We start from the raw sequence: 17806 nt of genomic DNA on the forward strand, positions 1-17806 counted from the left end.
AATCCCCGGATGGCCATCCCGCAAACCTTCGTCCAGGAGCTGCTCGCACGCGCCGACGTGGTGGAAATCGTCGGCCGCCATGTACAGCTCAAGAAGGGTGGGGCCAATTTCATGGGGCTGTGCCCCTTCCACGGCGAGAAGTCGCCTTCGTTTTCGGTCAGCCCCACCAAGCAGTTCTATCACTGCTTCGGCTGCGGAAAGCACGGCGACGCCATCAGCTTCCTGATGGAGCACACGGGCTCGACCTTCGTCGAGGCCGTGCACGACCTGGCCCAGCAATACGGCATGCAGGTGCCGGAAGACGACGCTTCCCCCGCCGATCGCGCACGCGCCGCCGAGCAACGGCAAAAGCAGGCCACGCTCTTCGACGTGCTCGAGAAGGCCGGCGAGGCCTTCCGCAAGAACCTGAAGAACTCGCCACGGGCCATCGACTACTTCAAGCGCCGCGGCGTGTCGGGCGAAATTGCCAGGCGCTTCGGCCTCGGCTACGCACCCGAGGGCTGGCGCGCCCTGGCCAGCGTGTTCCCCGACTACGCCGACCCGTTGCTGGTCGAAAGCGGACTCGTCATCACGAATGAAGACGAGGGCGGCAGCGATGAGAAACGCTACGACCGCTTCCGCGATCGTGTGATGTTCCCCATCCGCAACATCAAGGGTGAGTGCATCGGCTTTGGCGGCCGCGTGCTGGGCGACGAGAAGCCCAAGTACCTCAACTCGCCGGAGACGCCGGTCTTCAGCAAGGGCCGCGAACTCTACGGCCTGTTCGAGGCGCGCGAAGCGATCCGCGATGCTGGCTACGTGCTCGTCACGGAAGGCTACATGGACGTGGTGGCGCTGGCGCAGCTCGGTTTTCCGCACGCCGTCGCCACTCTCGGCACGGCCTGCACGACGGATCACGTGCAGAAACTCTTCCGCTTCACGGATTCGGTGGTCTTCAGCTTCGACGGCGACGCCGCCGGTCGTCGCGCCGCACGCAAGGCGCTGGACGGTGCCCTGCCCTATGCGCAGGACACGCGCACCGTGAAATTCCTCTTCCTTCCCGCCGAGCACGACCCGGACAGTTACATCCGCGAATTCGGCGCCGATGCATTCTCTCGCTATGTGAGCGAGGCCACGCCGCTCAGCCGCTTCCTGGTGGACTCGGCGCGCGAAGGCTGCGACCTGACGACCGCAGAAGGCCGCGCGCACATGGCGAGCAATGCCCGGCCGCTCTGGATGCAATTGCCCGACGGCGCACTCAAGCGGCAGATGCTGGGCGAAATCGCACAACTGGCGCAACTCGATGCATCCGAACTCGCCTCGCTGTGGGGCCAGAAAACCTCGACGGGACGCACGGGAGGCAACCGTTCAGGCGGTGGCTGGAATGGCACTCCCGCCAGCTCTGCGGGCTACACCACGCCCCGCCGCGCCACACGCACCCTGCCGCCCGGCCGCGCCGACCGCGCATTGCAGATCGTCTTCATGGATTCCGCCGCCTGGGCCGCGCTCGGCCACGACGACCACCAACTGCTCTGCGACCTGGCCCCGCCGCACGGCCCGCTGTTCGCCTGGCTGGACAGCCAGGTGCAGGAACACGGGCCCTTGCCCTGGGCCGAATTGCAACAGGCCCTGCAGGGTCATGCGCTTGAAAACCACGCCGTGACCCAGATCTCGAAAGTATTCGAGCAGATCGAGAATGACCCGGGTGAACTCCAGCGCATCCTCCAGATGGAACGCAAGCGCTTGCGGGACGAGGAAAAAGCCGACTTGTCACGCCGCGCGGCGAGCGACCCCGAGGCCTACGCCCGGCTGCGCGAACTGATCGCCGAGGACAAGGTGGGTCCTGCGGCCTGAAGCTGCGGTCTGGAGCGGAAAAAATGGCGAAAAGACGGCTTGAAATTGCAGCCTGACGCTATAATGTACGGTTTGCTACCGGCAAGAGCGACAGCAGCACCTCCGGATCCGGCCCACTGATGCCAACGCGCACGACCGGCCACCCTCCCCGCAAGGACTGCACACCAAATGTTCGCCCACCCATCTTGCCCCTGAGGTCCGCCCTCACCACCCGCGCCGGGATTTCGTGGCGCGCCTGCCAGTTTCTTTGTGTCCGTTTTGAAGCCAAGAGGTTCTATGCCTGTTCAAAAGTCCGGGAAGCCGTCCAAGCCCGTCGCGAAGCCCGTTGCAAAAACCGTATCCAAACCGGCCGCCAAGCCGGCAACAGCCAAAGCTGCCCCGAAGGCAGTCAAAACTGCTGCCAAGGCAACGGCCAAGCCCGTCACGAAAGCCTCGCCAGTGCCCACCAAGCCCGTCGCCAAGACCGCCGCCAAGGAAGAACTCAAGAAACCCGTTGCCGCCCCCGCCGCATCGGACGCCCCTGCCAAAAAGAAGCCGGGCCGGCCCCCGAAGGCCGCTGCGGCCGAGAAGGACACCCCGCCCAAGGCCGCCACCGGTGCCAAGCGCGGCCGCAAGCCCAAGGCCGCCGCAGGCGCTGTCAAGGCTGAAGACGACACCGACCTGTCCGATATCGAGGCTGAATTCGCCGAGGAGCCAGTTGCCGAGACGGCCGAGAAGGTCAAGCCGCTGCGCATGAAGATCAGCAAGGCGAAGGAACGCGCCTTGATGAAGGAATTCGGCCTGGACGAAACCATCCTGTCCGAAGAAGACATGGCCAAGCGCCGCCAGCGCCTGAAGACGCTGATCACGCTGGGCAAGACGCGCGGCTACCTGACGCAGGGCGAAATCTCCGACCACTTGCCCGACAAACTGGTCGACAACGAGACCATGGAAGTCGTGGTCACGATGCTGAACGACCTGGGCGTGGCGGTGTACGAGCAGACGCCTGATGCCGAGACGCTGCTGCTGAACAACACGGCCCCCACCGCCACCACGGTGGAAGAAGCCGAGGAAGAAGCCGAAGCCGCCCTGTCCACCGTGGACAGCGAATTCGGCCGCACCACCGACCCGGTGCGCATGTACATGCGCGAAATGGGCACGGTCGAGCTGCTCACGCGCGAAGGCGAAATCGAGATCGCCAAGCGCATCGAAGGCGGACTGCAGGCCATGATGGAAGCGATCTCCGCATCGCCCGCCACCATCGCCGAGATCCTGCGCATGGCGGCCGAAATCCGTGAAGGCAAGGTCGTCATCTCCACCGTGGTGGACGGCTTCTCCAACCCGAACGAGGCCGACGACTACGTGGCCGAGGAAGACTTCGACGAGTTCGACGAGGACGACGACGATGACGGCAACGGCGGCTCCAAGGCGCTGACCAAGAAACTCGAGGAACTCAAGCGCGAGGCGCTGGAGCGGTTCGACCGCATCGCAGGCCTGTTCGAGAAAGTCCACAAGATCTACGACAAGGAAGGCTACGGCACGCCGGCCTACCAGAAGGCCCAGCACGCCCTGTCCGAAGAGCTGATGACCATCCGCTTCACCGCCCGCACCATCGAGAAGCTGTGCGACATGGTGCGCGCACAGGTCGAAGACGTGCGCAAGAAGGAGCGCGAGCTGCGCCGCATCATCGTGGACAAGTGCGGCATGCCGCAGGACGTGTTCATCAAGGACTTCCCGCCCAACCTGCTGAACCTCAAGTGGGTCGAGAAGCAGGCCGCCGCCGGCAAGCCCTGGAGCGCGGTGATGACCCGCAACATCCCGCCGGTGCAGGAACTGCAGCAGAAGCTGATCGACCTGCAGTCGCAGGTGGTCGTGCCGCTGGGCGAGCTCAAGGACATCAACAAGCGCATGAACCAGGGCGAGTCCAACTCGCGCGACGCGAAGAAGGAAATGATCGAGGCCAACCTGCGCCTCGTGATCTCCATCGCCAAGAAGTACACCAACCGCGGCCTGCAGTTCCTGGACCTGATCCAGGAAGGCAACATCGGCCTGATGAAGGCGGTCGACAAGTTCGAATACCGCCGCGGCTACAAGTTCTCCACGTACGCCACGTGGTGGATCCGCCAGGCCATCACCCGCTCGATCGCCGACCAGGCCCGCACCATCCGCATCCCTGTGCACATGATCGAGACGATCAACAAGATGAACCGCATCTCGCGCCAGCACTTACAGGAATTCGGCTTCGAGCCGGACGCCGGCATCCTGGCCGCCAAGATGGAAATTCCCGAGGACAAGATCCGCAAGATCATGAAGATCGCGAAGGAGCCGATCTCGATGGAGACACCCATCGGCGACGACGACGATTCGCACCTGGGCGATTTCATCGAGGACACCGGCAACACCGCGCCGATCGAGGCCGCCATGCAGGCCGGTCTGCGCGACGTGGTGAAGGACATCCTCGACTCGCTCACGCCGCGCGAAGCCAAGGTGCTGCGCATGCGCTTCGGCATCGAGATGAGCACCGACCATACGCTGGAAGAAGTGGGCAAGCAGTTCGACGTGACGCGCGAGCGCATCCGTCAAATAGAAGCCAAGGCGCTGCGCAAGCTCAAGCACCCCAGCCGCAGCGACAAGCTGCGCAGCTTCATCGACACGCTGTAAGCGGTCGCGGGGTTTCGACCCCGCTCAGCCCTTGCGCGACGACGCCCCGGCCCTTGCGGCACGGGGCGTTTTTTTTGTCACCTTGCGCACTTCGTTCTCGCGCGCGCGGCGCATGAGGTTGCTCTCGCTGGTGCACGCACCGATGGTGCGCGCCAGTTGACGGCTGACACTGATGTACGCGTGGGCGATGCGGCTGTCGAAGTACAGCGAGTCTCCACGTGACAGCTTCACCACTTCGCCGGTCTCGAAGTGCACTTCGACCGCCCCGCTCAGGATGTAGACGAACTCCTCGCCCTCGTGGCGCGCATAGTCCTCGGGCCCGTTGATCGTGCGCGCATGCACCGTTCCGAGGATGGGGCTCATCTGCTTGCCCACAGCCTGCGTACCCAGGAATTCGTACGAGAACGCGAGGCCGCGGTAGTGCACACCCTCGCCCGAGCGCGTGACGACAGGCCTGTCCAGCGCCGTGGTCTGGGCGCCAGCCTCCGAGAACATTGCGCCCATGTCCATGCGCAAGGCGCGGCCCAGTGCCGAGAATTTTTCGTAGCTCAGCGCGAGCTGGCCGCGCTCGGCGCGCGAGATGGTGGTGATCGATACGCCAGATTGCTCAGCCACTTCGGCAAGCGTCCAGCCGAACTGCTTGCGCGCCGCGCGCAGGCGTTTGCCGAATGTCACGCGGTCGAGCGTGTGCGACGCAAGGGCGTCCTGCGGCGCATTGCCGCCCGCCTTCCTGGCATTCATGGATGTCCTGCTTCTACTCGCCATACTTTTTCATGACCTTGTAACGCAAGAATTCTGCCAGCAATGCTGGCGTGGAAGTTGCATATCCGCAAAATCCCTGAATTGCGTAAACGCAAATTGCACCATCATTGAACACGAATCCGACAAGGGAAGTCCAGCAATAAATTTGCATATCTGCAAATTTGTACATAGACTGCATCGCAAATGAACAGCACGACCCCATGATCCATACAGCAGACTTCATCGTCATCGGCGGCGGCATCGCAGCCGCTTCGGTGGGCTACTGGCTCGCGCCGCATGGGCGTGTCGTGCTGCTGGAGCGTGAGTCGCAACCGGGCTATCACTCGACGGGCCGCTCCGCCGCGCTGTTCATGGAAAGCTATGGCACGCAGCAGGTGCGCGCGCTCACCATGGCCAGTCGCGCCTTCCTTTCCGAACCCCCCGAGGGCTTCACCGAGCACCCCCTGCTTTCGCCGCGCGGCGCGATGATGGTCGCATCGCTGGGGCAGGACGAAGGTCTGGCCGAGCATTGGGACATCCTGCGCGCCATGACGCCGCGCGCGCGACTGCTCGACGCGGCAGGCACCTGCGAGCTCGTGCCCGTGCTGCGCAAGGAAAAGCTGCTGGGTGCCGTGCTCGAACCCGACGCCGCCGACATGGACGTGCATTCCATCCACCAGGGTTACCTGCGTGGCGTGCGCCGCGCGGGCGGGACGCTTGTCTGCAACGCTGAAGTCACCGCGCTTTCGCGCAACGACGGTGTCTGGAACGTGCAAGCCGGCGGCCAGACCTACCAGGCCCCCGTGGTGCTCAACGCCGCAGGCGCATGGGCCGACGCCGTTGCCATGCTGGCCGGCGTGCCGCGCATCGGCCTGCAACCGAAACGCCGGTCGGCCTTCATCTTCACGCCGCCCGAAGGCATCGCGAGCGCGCACTGGCCCATGGCCGCGAGCGTGGGCGAGGACTGGTACTTCAAACCCGATGCCGGCATGCTGCTCGGCTCGCCCGCCAATGCCGACCCGGTGGACCCGCAGGACATCCAGCCCGAAGAGATGGACATCGCGCTCGCGATCCATCGCATCGAGGAGATGACGACGCTCACCATCCGCCGCCCCACGCGCATCTGGGCCGGGCTGCGCTCCTTCGTGGAAGACGGTGATCTCGTCGGCGGCTTCGACCCCGACGTGCCCGGCTTCTTCTGGGTCGCGGCACAAGGCGGCTACGGCATCCAGACCTCGGCAGCCATGGGTGAGGCCTGCGCGGCACTCGCACGCGGCCTGCCGATTCCCGAACGCATTGCATCGTTCGGCCTGACGAGCGACATGCTCGGCCCGCAACGCCTGGCCGTCCGGGCGAAGCAGGCCGTCGCCGCCTGACAGAACACAGACCACGAGAGCAGCCCACATGCGCGTTTTCAGCGGATCCCTCGCCACCGAAACCAACACCTTCGGGCCCATGCCGACCGGCATGGCCTCGTTCAAGGACCGTGGCTACTACCCTGCGGGCACGCACCCCGACCACCTTTTCTATTTCGCCGGCCCGCTGTGGGCCGCGCGCAAACGCGGTGCGGAAAAGGGTTGGGATCTGGTGGAGGGCCTGGTCGCAGGCGCGCAACCCAGCGGCACCACCACACGCCAGACCTACGAGGCTTTGCGCGACGAACTGCTCGAAGACCTGCGCAAAGCCTTGCCGGTGGACATGGTTGTGCTCGGCCTGCATGGCGCCATGGTGGCCGACGGCTATGACGACTGCGAAGGTGACCTGCTCACACGTGTGCGCCATCTCGTCGGCCCGGACATCGTCGTAGGCGCCGAACTCGACCCGCACAGCCACTTGACCCCCGCGATGGTGGACAACGCCGACCTGCTGATCGCCTACAAGGAATATCCGCACACCGACGTGCTCGAGCGTGCGTACGAGGTCGTCGACCTCTGCGCAGCCATGGTCGAAAAGCGCATCCGGCCGGTTGCGGCAATGGTCGATTGCGAGATGATCGTGACCATGCACACCTCGCGCAATCCGGCGCGGGCCTTCGTCGACCGCATCCAGTCGATGGAAGGCAAGGACGGCGTGCTGTCCATCTCCATCGCACACGGGTTCGCCTGGGGCGACGTGCCGGAGATGGGCACCAAGGTGCTTGTGTACACCGACGGCAACGCCGATGCGGCGAACAAACTCGCGCGGCAACTCGCTGACGAACTGATCGGCATGCGCGAAGCCCTGGCCGTGCGCTACCCCGCCATCGACGAAGCGCTGGACGAAGCACTCGGCTTCGACGGCGGCCCGGTCATCATTTCCGACGGCGCAGACAACCCCGGCGGCGGCGCAGCGAGCGACTCCACCTTCATCCTGCGCCGCATGATCGAGCGCGGCGTCGGGAACGTGGCACTCGGCCCCATCTGGGACCCCGTGGCCGTGCGCATCGCTTTCGAAGCCGGCGAAGGTGCGCGGCTGCCGCTGCGCGTCGGCGGCAAGATCGGGCCGCTTTCGGGTGAGCCGCTCGACCTGGATTGCACCGTCAAGGCGCTCAGGCACGAACTCGTGCAGACCGGCCTGTCCAATGCGCCCACGGCCATGGGCGACTGCGCGCTCATCGAATACAGCGGCATCGAGATCGTGCTTTGCACACTGCGCAACCAGGCGATGGGCACCGACCTGTTCACCGGTCTCGGTTGCGACCTCGCTGCGAAGAAGATCATCGTGGTGAAGTCGTCACAGCACTTCTACGCGTCCTTCTCGAAAGTCAGCAAGCACGTCATCTATGCCGCGGCACCCGGCGCGGTGACGCTGGACCTGACGACGCTGCCGTACAGGAAGATCCGCCATCCCAAGTGGCCCCTGCGCACCTGAAGCACCTGAACCACCTCAAGCACCTGAGTTTCCACCCCTGTTCCATCCCTACTGACTGGAGATCCGAAGATGAAACGACGCACGCTCGCCGCCCTCGCCTCACTGCTGCTCGGCTCTGCCGTCGGCATGGCCAGCCTGCCCGCCATGGCGCAGGCCAAGACCCTCAAGGTCGTCGCACACGCAGATGTGAAGATCCTGGACCCGACCTTCACCACCGCGTACATCACGCGCAATTTCGGCTACATGGTCTACGACATGCTCTTCGGCCTGGACGACAAGGGCGTGCCCAAGCCGCAGATGGTGGACAAGTACACGACGTCCAAGGACGGCAAGCTGTGGACCTTCACGCTGCGCCCCGGACTGAAGTTCTCCGACGGCAGCGCCGTCACCTCAGCCGACGCCGTGGCCTCGATGCAGCGCTGGACCGCGCGCGACAGCATCGGCCGCGCCATGACCACGATCTCGGCCGCCGAGTGGAAGGCCGTGGACGCCACCACCTTCACGCTCACGCTCAAGGAGCCCTTCGGCCTGGTGCTCGAAGGCATGTCCAAACCGTCGGGCTTTCCGCCTGTCGTCATGCCCGAGCGCCTGGCCAAGATGCCGACCACCTCGCCGCTCACCGAAGTGATGGGCTCTGGCCCGTTCATGTTCAAGCGCGACGAATGGGTGCCCGGCAACAAGGTGGTGTTCGTGAAGAATCCGCACTACGTGCCGCGCAACGAAGCACCCAACGTGCTCGCCGGCGGCAAGAAGAGCGCGTTCGATCGCGTCGAATGGCTCTACCTGCCCGACTCCAACAGCGCCATCGCTGCGCTGCGCAAGGGTGAGGTGGACTACGTCGAGCAGGTGCCCGCCGACTACATCAACACGCTGCGCACCGACCCGAACGTCTCGGTGAAGGCGTCCGGTGCATGGCAGGGCTGGATGGTGATGAACCAGTTACACCCGCCGTTCAACAACCCGAAAGTGCGCCAGGCCGTGCTGAAGGCCGTGAACCAGGAACGCTTCATGGCGGCCATGGGTTACCCGCTGGACATGCGCGTCACCTACTGCGCCACGTTCTTCGTCTGCGGCAGCGCCAACGACACCTCTGCCGGTGCCGAGCCCTACCGCACGCCCGACGTCGCCAAGGCCAGGCAGATGCTGGCCGAAGCCGGCTACAAGGGAGAGAAGGTCGTGCTGCTGGTGCCCAGCGACGTGACCTACCTCAACGCCGAAGGCCTGATGGCCGCGCAGACGCTGCGCAGCATCGGCATGAACGTGGACATGCAGGTGTCCGACTGGGCCACCATCGGCGGCCGTCGCGCAAAGCGCGACGCACCCGACGCCGGCGGCTGGAACATGTACGTGACAGTGGCAGGCGGCTTCGACGCAGATTCGCCGATCACCAACGCCTATCTCAGCGCCTCCTGCGGCAACGGCCTGCCCGGCTGGCCTTGTGACAAGGAACTCGACGAGCTGCGCATCGCCTGGCTCAAGGCCCCTGCCGCCAAGCGCAAGGAAGCGCTCGACGCCTTCCAGCGTCGTGCCTACGAAGCGCTGCCGTACATCAGCGTCGGCCAGTACTCGCCCGCCATCGCCACACGCAAGGAAGTCAAGGGCGCGGAAAAGCTCTGGGGCGGCCTGCCGCTGGTCTGGATGTTGAGCAAGTAATCATGGGCTACATCCTCCGCCGCCTGCTCTCCACGCTTCCAGTGATGGGGGTCGTGGCGGTGGTGGTGTTCCTGCTGATCCACCTGTCGCCGGGCGACCCGGCCGCGCTGATCGCCGGCGACCTCGCCACCGAGGACGACATCGCCAAGCTGCGTGTCGCGCTCGGCCTGGACAAGCCGCTTGTGACGCAGTTCCTGATCTGGCTGGGCCGCCTGCTCACGGGCGACCTGGGCACGTCCATCTTCACACAGGTGCCGGTGTCGCAACTGCTGGCGCAGCGGCTGGAGCCGACGCTCTCGGTCGCCATCATCACCATGGGACTCACGCTGCTCGTGGCCGTGCCGCTGGGCACGCTGGCTGCCTACCGCGCCGGCACCTGGATCGACCGCCTCGTGATGCTGTTCGCCGTGCTTGCGTTCTCGGTGCCGGTGTTCCTCATCGGCTACCTCCTGATCTACACCTTCTCCATCCACCTCGGCTGGTTTCCGGTGCAGGGCTACGTGCACATCCGCGACGGCGTCGTGCCGTGGTTGATGAGCCTCGCATTGCCGTGCATCAACCTCGCGCTGGTGTACATCGCGCTCATCACGCGCATGACGCGCGCCACCGTGCTCGAAGTGCTGCAGGAAGACTACATCCGCACTGCACGCGCCAAAGGCCTCGGCGTTCTGCCCGTGCTCGGCCACGCGCTGCGCAATGCGGCCATTCCCATCGCCACGACGGTGGGCGTGGGCATTGCACTGCTGATCGGCGGCGTGGTCGTCACCGAAACCGTGTTCGCCTTGCCCGGTGTCGGCCGCCTCGTCATCGACTCGGTGCAGCGGCACGACTACCCGGTCATCCAGAGCGTGCTGCTCATCTCGGCTGGGGTCTATGTGCTGATCAACCTGCTCATCGACCTGAGCTACCGCCTGTTCGACCCGCGCATCCGGTACTGAAAAGCCAACGGAAGCCACTGACCAACGACGCCCCATACATGACCACTGCGTCCCCGACCGTATCCACCGCAGAGGCCATCGCCGAAGCCGCGGCGCCACCGCGCCGCCGCTGGCGCTGGCTGCGCAAGAACCCCACGCTCATCCTGGGCGCGTTGCTGCTGCTCGTCGTGGTCGCGCTGTCCATCGCCGCGCCGTGGATCGCCACGCACGACCCGCAGGACATCGACCCCATGGTGCGCCTGCAGAATTCCTCGGCCGAGCATTACTTCGGCACCGACGCGCAGGGCCGGGACGTGTTCAGCCGCGTGGTGTGGGGTGGCCGCGTCTCGATGATCGTGGCACTCTCCGTCGCGGTCCTCGCCACCTTCTTCGGCGTGCTGCTCGGCCTCACGGCCGGCTTCGTGCGCTGGGCCGACGGTCCGGTCATGCGCGTGATGGACGGGCTGATGGCGATCCCCGGCATCCTGCTGGCCATCGCGCTGATGGCCGTCACGCGGGCCAGCCTGCTGACTGTCGTTGTCGCCATCACCGTTCCGGAGATCCCGCGTGTGGTGCGGCTCGTGCGCTCGCTCGCGCTTACGTTGCGCGAGCAGCTCTATGTGGAAGCCGCGCACGCCGTGGGCACGCGGCTGCCGGTCATCCTGTGGCGGCACGTGCTGCCCAACATGCTGGCACCGCTGGTCGTGCAGGCCACGTTCGTCGCGGCTTCGGCCGTGCTGATCGAAGCCTCGCTCTCGTTCCTGGGTGTCGGCGTGCCCGCCCAGACGCCGAGCTGGGGCAACATGATGGCCGAGGGCCGCAACTACGTGGCCATTGCCTTCCACAACATCCTCTACCCCGGCGTGCTGCTCGCCGCCACCGTATTGGCCATCAACATGCTGGGTGACGGCCTGCGCGATGCGCTCGACCCGCGACTCGCAAGGCAGCTGTGACCATGAATGCCGAAATCACGACACCACTGCTGGAAGTCGATGGGCTCAAGACCCACTTCGACACGCTCGCCGGCACCGTGCGCTCGGTCGACGGCGTCTCGTTCACCGTTCGGGCCGGCCAGACACTGGGCATCGTCGGTGAATCGGGCTGCGGCAAGAGCGTGACGGCGCTTTCCATCCTGCGCCTCGTGCCCGCGCCGCCGGGCCGGCACGTGGGCGCCGTCCGCTACCGAGGCACGAACCTGCTGGCGCTCAGCGAGAAGGAAATGCGCAAGATCCGCGGCAACCGAATCTCGATGATCTTCCAGGAGCCGATGACATCGCTGAACCCGGTGCTCAGCGTCGGTCGGCAGATTGCCGAAGCCGTACAACTGCACCAGAAGGCCAGCCGCAGCGTCGCCATGGAACGCGCCGTGGAGATGCTGCGTCTCGTGCAGATACCCGAACCCGAACGCCGCGCCAGCGAATACCCGCACCAGCTCTCGGGCGGCATGCGCCAGCGCGTGATGATCGCGCTCGCCCTCGCCTGCAACCCCGAACTGCTGATCGCCGATGAACCCACCACGGCGCTGGACGTGACCATCCAGGCGCAGATCCTCGACCTCATCAAGCAGTTGCAGCACAAGCTCGGCATGGGCGTCATCATGATCACGCATGACCTGGGCGTGGTGGCAGAGAGTTGCGACCGCGTCGTCGTCATGTATGCAGGCCGCAAGGTCGAGGAAGCGGACGTGACCGACCTGTTCGATGCGCCCCAGCATCCTTACACACGTGCGCTCATGGCATCGATGCCGGCCATGAACAGCCACGCACGTCGCCTCTCGGAGATTCCCGGCCTGGTGCCAGCACCGCATGAAGTCGGCAAAGGCTGTGCATTCGCCGCGCGCTGCAACTACGCGCAGGAGCGCTGCCGCGCCGAAACACCGCAGCTCATTGCCGCCGGTGGAGGAGGCCATGCCGTTGCCTGCTTCGCCATCGAGGAAGGCCGTCTCGGCATGAACACCTCCAGTGGCACGGAGGCGCAACCCGCATGAGCAGCAAGAACACACTGCTGGTCGTCGACCAGTTGAAGAAGCACTACACGACACCGCGCAAGTGGCTGTCGAAATCACGTCCGCCGATCCAGGCCGTGGATGGCGTGTCGTTCAGCGTCGCACGTGGCGAGACGCTGTCGCTCGTCGGCGAATCCGGTTGCGGCAAGACGACCACGGCCAAGTCCGTCATGCGCCTCGTCGAGCCGACGTCAGGCTCGGTGAAGCTCGAAGGCGAGGAGCTGCTTTCGCTGGACAACGAACAGATGCGTCTTCGCCGTCGCGACCTGCAGATCATCTTCCAGGATCCGTACGCCTCGCTGAACCCGCGCCTGTCGGCCGGTGACATCGTCGCCGAGCCGCTGAAGAATTTCGGCTTGGGCAGCAGCGCCGAGCGCAAGGAGCGCGTGCAATGGCTGTTCTCCAAGGTCGGCCTGCGCCCCGAGGCCACGAAGAAGTACCCGCATGAATTTTCGGGCGGACAGCGCCAGCGGCTGGGCATCGCGCGCGCACTCGCGCTCAACCCCAAGCTCATCGTCTGCGACGAGCCCGTTTCCGCACTGGACGTGTCGGTGCAGGCGCAGGTGGTCAACCTGCTGATGGACCTGCAAGAGGAATTCGGCATCGCCTACCTGTTCGTCGCGCACGATCTCGCCGTGGTCCGCCACATCAGCCACCGCGTGGCGGTGATGTACCTCGGTCACATCGTCGAAGTGGCCGACCGCGAGACACTGTTCTCGGCGCCGCGCCACCCGTACACCGAGATCCTGCTGTCGGCTGTGCCGGTGCCCAATCCGCGCACGCCGGCAAAGCGCATCCTGCTGCAGGGCGATCCGCCGAGTCCCGCCAATCCGCCCAGCGGCTGCCGCTTCCACACGCGCTGTCCGCTGGCGCAACCCATCTGCAAGGAACAGCAGCCCGCGCTGACCGCGCGGACGCTGGATGACGACGACAGCCTGCCGCGTCGCGAGCATTGGGTGGCCTGCCACTTCCGTTGAGTTTTCGTTGAACGCACTGACACGACCATGACCACGACCCACTACGACCTGCTCATCCTGGGCGGCACCGTCATCGACGGCACCAAGGCACCCCGCTTCGACGCCGACGTGGGCATCGTCAATGGCCGCATCGCTGCCATCGGCAAGCTGGCCGGTCACACCGCGGACCAGACGATCGATGCCACGGGCCTCATCGTCGCACCCGGCTTCATCGACTCGCACACGCACGATGACGCCGCCGTGCTCTCGCAGGCCGACATGTCGTTCAAGGTCTCGCAGGGCGTGACCACGGTCATCGCCGGCAACTGCGGCATCAGCGCCGCTCCGCTGCGGCGCGACATGGATCTGCCCATGCCGCTCAACCTGCTGGAAGCGCCACCGGAAGAACGCTTCACCACCTTTGCCGCCTACCTCGAAGCACTGCGCAACACGCCCTCGACCGTCAACGTGGCGGCCATGGTGGGCCACTCGACGCTGCGCGCGGTGACGATGGAATCACTCGACCGCGAAGCCACGCCGGAAGAAATCGCCGCGATGCAGGCGCTGGTGCAGGAAGCGCTCGATGCAGGCGCCATCGGCATGTCCACCGGCACGTTCTACCCACCGGCAGTGAAGGCGACCACGGAGGAGATCATCGAGATCGGCCGGCCCCTCACTGCGCGCAACGCGCTGTACGTGACGCACATGCGCGACGAATCCGGCAAGGTGATGGAGTCGCTGGAGGAAACCTTCCGCATCGGGCGCGAGCTGGACATCCCTGTCGTCGTGTCGCACCACAAGGTGCAGAACTCACCGAACTTCGGCAAGTCCGCCGTCACACTGCCCTTCATCCAGGAAACGATGAAGCACCAGTGCGTGTCGCTCGACTGCTATCCGTACACAGCGGGTTCGACCATGATCCGCACCGATCGCGGCATGCTCGACGGCCGCGTGCTCATCGCCTCCAGCGTGCCGCACCCCGAATGCGCGGGCCGCGACCTCGACGACATCGCCGCCGAATGGGGTGTGGAGAAAGACGAGGCCGCGCGCCGGCTGCAACCGGGCAGTGCCATCTATTTCCTGATGGACGAGAACGATGTGCAGCGCATCCTCGCGTTCGACGAAACCATGATCGGCTCCGACGGTATCCCCGTCGGCGAAAGCCCGCACCCGCGCCTGTGGGGCACCTTCCCGCGCGTGCTCGGGCACTACGCGCGCGATGTCGGCCTGTTCCCGCTGGAGACCGCGGTGTGGAAGATGACAGGCCTGACCGCACGCAACTTCGGCCTGGACAAACGCAGCACGCTCAAGGTCGGCCACCATGCCGACGTCGTGATCTTCGACGCAGCGACCATCAAGGACTCGGCCACCTACGCGAAGCCGACGACCCCGGCAGAAGGCATCGACACCGTGATCGTGAACGGCACGATTGCGTGGCAAAGCGGTGGGCACACGGGCGCACGGCCCGGTCAGGTGGTGACACGCACACCGGCTGTTGCAGCACCTGCGAAGTAAGATGCGGACGTCATGTCCGTACTCTCGCAACGCGCCGCCAACCGCCGCGGCATCACGGCGATGCTGATCTCCATCGCATTCTTCGTGGTCAACGACGCCATCGTCAAGTACCTCGGTCAGACGCTCGGGGGTGGGCAGACCATCTTCCTGCGCGGCGTCTGTGCGGTGCTGATGCTGGTGTTCGTTGCGCGCGTATTCGGTCTCGCGCGCGACTTCTCCGGGTTGAAGGACCGGAAGGTGATCATGCGTTCGGTGGTGGAGGCATGCGCTTCGACTGCCTACCTCACCGCGCTCTTCCATATGCCGCTGGCCAACGCGACGGCCATCAACATGGCGACGCCACTGGTCATCACGCTGTTCGCGGTGCTGTTCCTCAAGGAGCATGTCGCGCCGACCCGATGGCTCGCGGTGTTCGGCGGCTTCGCCGGCGTTCTGCTCATTGTGCAGCCGGCTGCAGCGAGCTTCAATGCCTATTCCGTGCTGTGTGTGGGTGCGATGCTGCTCTACGCCACGCGCGACTTCATCACCCGGTTCATCACTTCAGGTGTGCCGACCATCGTGGTGGCCATCGCATCGGCCATCGGGCTCACGCTGTTTTCCGGCGGCGTGGCGCTCTTCCAGGAATGGAAGCCGCTGACACTGCAGCATGTCGGCCTGCTGGCCGCTGCCGGTGCCTGCGTGAGCGGCGCGTTCTACATGCTCATCGTCAGCCTGCGCGCGGGTGAGATGAGCGTCATCGCGCCGTTCCGGTATGCGGCGCTGCTGTTCGCCCTCGTCCTGGGCTATTTCATCTGGGGCGACATCCCGAACACGATGGCATGGATCGGGATCGCGCTGCTGGTCGCGGCGGGCATCTACCTGCTGCACAGCGAGCGGGCGCGGCGCAGCGATGCGGTGCTGGAAACTGCGACGGACTGACGCTGCAAGGTCTGCGAGCCAGCTGCTTTTGCCGGTGCGCCTAAGTCAGCAAGGCCTCGGCCAGCATGGCTGGTGAATGAATCGTCACCCCACCGAAGGTGCGCCCGTAACCGGGACCAAAGTGTGTCTTGTCCCCCGTCACCAGCACATTGCAGTGGAGAGCCATCGCCGCAAGAAGAACTGGGCGGTCCTTTTCGTGCAACCATTCGAGAAGCCCGCTCTCCGCATCTGCAGGCCTGCGCAGCAAGCCCTGCACAGAGACAATCGTCAGCAACTGATCGAGATCACCGACGGCGTGCGGAGCCTTGGCCGCAATGTTTCGGGCGGCCTCGGTCGTGACATAAGTGTCGGCCATCAATTGATGATTGCCCTCGATCAACAACCTCAGCAGTTCGCGAATTGCGCCATCGGACCGTGCCGCCGAAAACAGCACGTTGGCATCCAGAAAGATCCGCATCGGAAGCGTCAGCGCCTCTGCTTTTTCCGGGCAAGCGTGGCGGCGAGTTCTGCCTCCGCCGTATCGAATTCACGCACACGGGACTCCGAATAAATCTCGATGGGAAGCGTGATCGCCGGACGAAGCAGCAGGCCTTCAGGCGTGGTTTCTGCGATCAGATGATCGTCCGCCTTGAAGCCCATAGCCTGGCGAAGCTTGGCCGGCAGCGTGACGACGCCGCGACTGGTGATCGTGAGAGTGGCTTGCATGGGTCCGATTTTCGCCGAATTGCAGAATTTCTGCAATTCGGCAATCGTGAAGCATTGTCAGGCGAAATCTTCCGTATCGACCTCGCCACGCGCCTGATCCGCATACCGGTGGCCGGCGACGGTGGATTGGTTGATCAGTGACTCCAGCCGCGGCAGCAGTGCCGGAGACAGCTTCACGGCATCGGCCCCCAGATTGTCGTGCAGGTGCGCAACGTTGCCCGTACCCGGGATCGGCACGATATGCGGCGCCTTGTGCAGCAGCCAGGCGATGGCCAGTTGCGCTGGCGTACAACCGGCCTCTTCAGCGAGCGACAGATATGGCGGCAGCAGCTTCAGGTTGCGCGCATGGTTCTCCGGGGAAAAGCGCGGCATCGGCGAACGGATGTCGCCCTTGGCGAAGCCGGACACGTCGGTCAGCTTTCCTGTAAGGAATTGCCGCGCAAGCGGACTGAAGGCAACGAACGCGGCGCCGATCTCGCGGCACGCGTCGAGCATGCCGATCTCGGGATTGCGCGTCCACAACGAATATTCGCTCTGCACAGCCACGATCGGGTGGACCGCGTGCGCCTTGCGCAGCGTCGCCACGGACACCTCACTCAAACCAAGCTCGCGCACCTTGCCTGCACGCACCAGATCGCTCATCGCGCCGACGCTGTCCTCCACGGGCACTTTCTTGTCCCACCGGTGCAGGTAGTAAAGGTCGATCACATCCGTCTGCAAGCGCCGCAGGCTGTCCTCGCAGTTGCGGCGAATGGCTTCGGGCCGGCCGTCGATCACGCGCCGCATCACGCCGTCTTCGCCTCTCACACCTGCCATGCCGCCCTTGCTGGCCAGCGTGTATTCATGGCGGCGGCCTTTGATCGCACGGCCCATCAGCTCCTCGCTGCCACCGAAGCCGTAAAGCGCTGCGGTGTCGAGCAGTGTCACACCGCTGTCGAGCGCGGCGTGCAGGACGCGCGCACCTTCTTCGGGGGCAGGCGCCGGGCCGTAGTTCTGACCGCTCAGGCTCATGCATCCGAGGCCGATGGCGCTGACAGTGAAGGGACCGATGGTGCGTTGTTGCATGCATGTAC

The 17806-nt window shown here is 65.1% G+C and carries 15 protein-coding genes; 11 read left to right on the forward strand and 4 right to left on the reverse strand.

The window, feature by feature from the left end:
• Window positions 1–9: 9 nt before the first annotated feature.
• Together dnaG and rpoD are read left to right on the forward strand one after the other, a co-directional pair.
• Complete coding sequence (gene dnaG / locus ACO2Q9_RS00160; RefSeq protein ID WP_423307084.1) at window positions 10–1833, forward strand: DNA primase; 1824 nt, start codon at window positions 10–12, stop codon at window positions 1831–1833.
• 276 nt (window positions 1834–2109) lie between these two features.
• Window positions 2110–4473 (forward strand): RNA polymerase sigma factor RpoD, encoded by a 2364-nt coding sequence (gene rpoD, locus ACO2Q9_RS00165; RefSeq protein WP_423307086.1) that lies wholly within the window; start codon window positions 2110–2112, stop codon window positions 4471–4473.
• A 24-nt stretch (window positions 4474–4497) separates the two neighbouring features.
• Here rpoD and ACO2Q9_RS00170 read toward each other — a convergent pair whose 3' ends face one another.
• Window positions 4498–5214 (reverse strand): helix-turn-helix domain-containing protein, encoded by a 717-nt coding sequence (locus tag ACO2Q9_RS00170; protein WP_423307088.1) that lies wholly within the window; start codon window positions 5212–5214, stop codon window positions 4498–4500.
• A 221-nt stretch (window positions 5215–5435) separates the two neighbouring features.
• On the opposite strand from ACO2Q9_RS00170, the gene ACO2Q9_RS00175 reads away from it, so the two are divergent.
• The 9 genes from ACO2Q9_RS00175 to ACO2Q9_RS00215 all read left to right on the forward strand — a co-directional run bounded on the left by ACO2Q9_RS00175 (window position 5436) and on the right by ACO2Q9_RS00215 (window position 16028).
• Window positions 5436–6590 (forward strand): NAD(P)/FAD-dependent oxidoreductase, encoded by a 1155-nt coding sequence (locus ACO2Q9_RS00175; RefSeq protein ID WP_423307090.1) that lies wholly within the window; start codon window positions 5436–5438, stop codon window positions 6588–6590.
• Between the two features lie 28 nt (window positions 6591–6618).
• Complete coding sequence (locus ACO2Q9_RS00180) at window positions 6619–8064, forward strand: M81 family metallopeptidase (protein ID WP_423307092.1); 1446 nt, start codon at window positions 6619–6621, stop codon at window positions 8062–8064.
• A 69-nt stretch (window positions 8065–8133) separates the two neighbouring features.
• The gene (locus ACO2Q9_RS00185; RefSeq protein ID WP_423307094.1) at window positions 8134–9717 is read left to right on the forward strand and encodes an ABC transporter substrate-binding protein; all 1584 of its coding nucleotides are present in this window, start codon (window positions 8134–8136) and stop codon (window positions 9715–9717) included.
• Window positions 9718–9719: 2 nt separating this feature from the next.
• The gene (locus ACO2Q9_RS00190; RefSeq protein WP_423307096.1) at window positions 9720–10655 is read left to right on the forward strand and encodes an ABC transporter permease; all 936 of its coding nucleotides are present in this window, start codon (window positions 9720–9722) and stop codon (window positions 10653–10655) included.
• Between the two features lie 38 nt (window positions 10656–10693).
• Complete coding sequence (locus ACO2Q9_RS00195; RefSeq protein WP_423307098.1) at window positions 10694–11587, forward strand: ABC transporter permease; 894 nt, start codon at window positions 10694–10696, stop codon at window positions 11585–11587.
• A gap of 2 nt (window positions 11588–11589) precedes the next feature.
• Complete coding sequence (locus ACO2Q9_RS00200; RefSeq protein WP_423307100.1) at window positions 11590–12621, forward strand: ABC transporter ATP-binding protein; 1032 nt, start codon at window positions 11590–11592, stop codon at window positions 12619–12621.
• On the forward strand, window positions 12618–13616 hold the full coding sequence (locus tag ACO2Q9_RS00205) for an ABC transporter ATP-binding protein (protein WP_423307102.1): 999 nt from the start codon (window positions 12618–12620) through the stop codon (window positions 13614–13616). Before ACO2Q9_RS00200 ends, ACO2Q9_RS00205 begins: the two co-directional genes overlap by 4 nt.
• Window positions 13617–13643: 27 nt before the next feature.
• Window positions 13644–15110: an N-acyl-D-amino-acid deacylase family protein gene (locus ACO2Q9_RS00210; protein WP_423307104.1), complete on the forward strand. Its 1467-nt coding sequence runs from the start codon at window positions 13644–13646 to the stop codon at window positions 15108–15110.
• Window positions 15111–15122: 12 nt separating this feature from the next.
• Window positions 15123–16028 carry a DMT family transporter gene (locus tag ACO2Q9_RS00215; protein WP_423307106.1) on the forward strand — a complete coding sequence of 302 codons (906 nt, stop codon included), beginning with the start codon at window positions 15123–15125 and terminating at the stop codon, window positions 16026–16028.
• A 40-nt stretch (window positions 16029–16068) separates the two neighbouring features.
• On the opposite strand, the gene ACO2Q9_RS00220 is transcribed toward ACO2Q9_RS00215, so the two are convergent.
• Genes ACO2Q9_RS00220 through ACO2Q9_RS00230 form a run of 3 tightly spaced genes read right to left on the reverse strand, consistent with a single transcriptional unit; the run spans window position 16069 to window position 17798 of the window.
• Complete coding sequence (locus tag ACO2Q9_RS00220) at window positions 16069–16485, reverse strand: PIN domain-containing protein (RefSeq protein ID WP_423307108.1); 417 nt, start codon at window positions 16483–16485, stop codon at window positions 16069–16071.
• Between the two features lie 8 nt (window positions 16486–16493).
• Window positions 16494–16733, reverse strand: coding sequence for an AbrB/MazE/SpoVT family DNA-binding domain-containing protein (locus ACO2Q9_RS00225; protein ID WP_423307110.1), 240 nt, complete (start codon window positions 16731–16733; stop codon window positions 16494–16496).
• A gap of 57 nt (window positions 16734–16790) precedes the next feature.
• Complete coding sequence (locus tag ACO2Q9_RS00230) at window positions 16791–17798, reverse strand: aldo/keto reductase (RefSeq protein WP_423307112.1); 1008 nt, start codon at window positions 17796–17798, stop codon at window positions 16791–16793.
• Window positions 17799–17806: the final 8 nt, after the last annotated feature.

The organism is Variovorax sp. VNK109 (genome assembly GCF_049445855.1).
Classification (GTDB): Bacteria; Pseudomonadota; Gammaproteobacteria; order Burkholderiales; family Burkholderiaceae_C; genus JAGOCV01.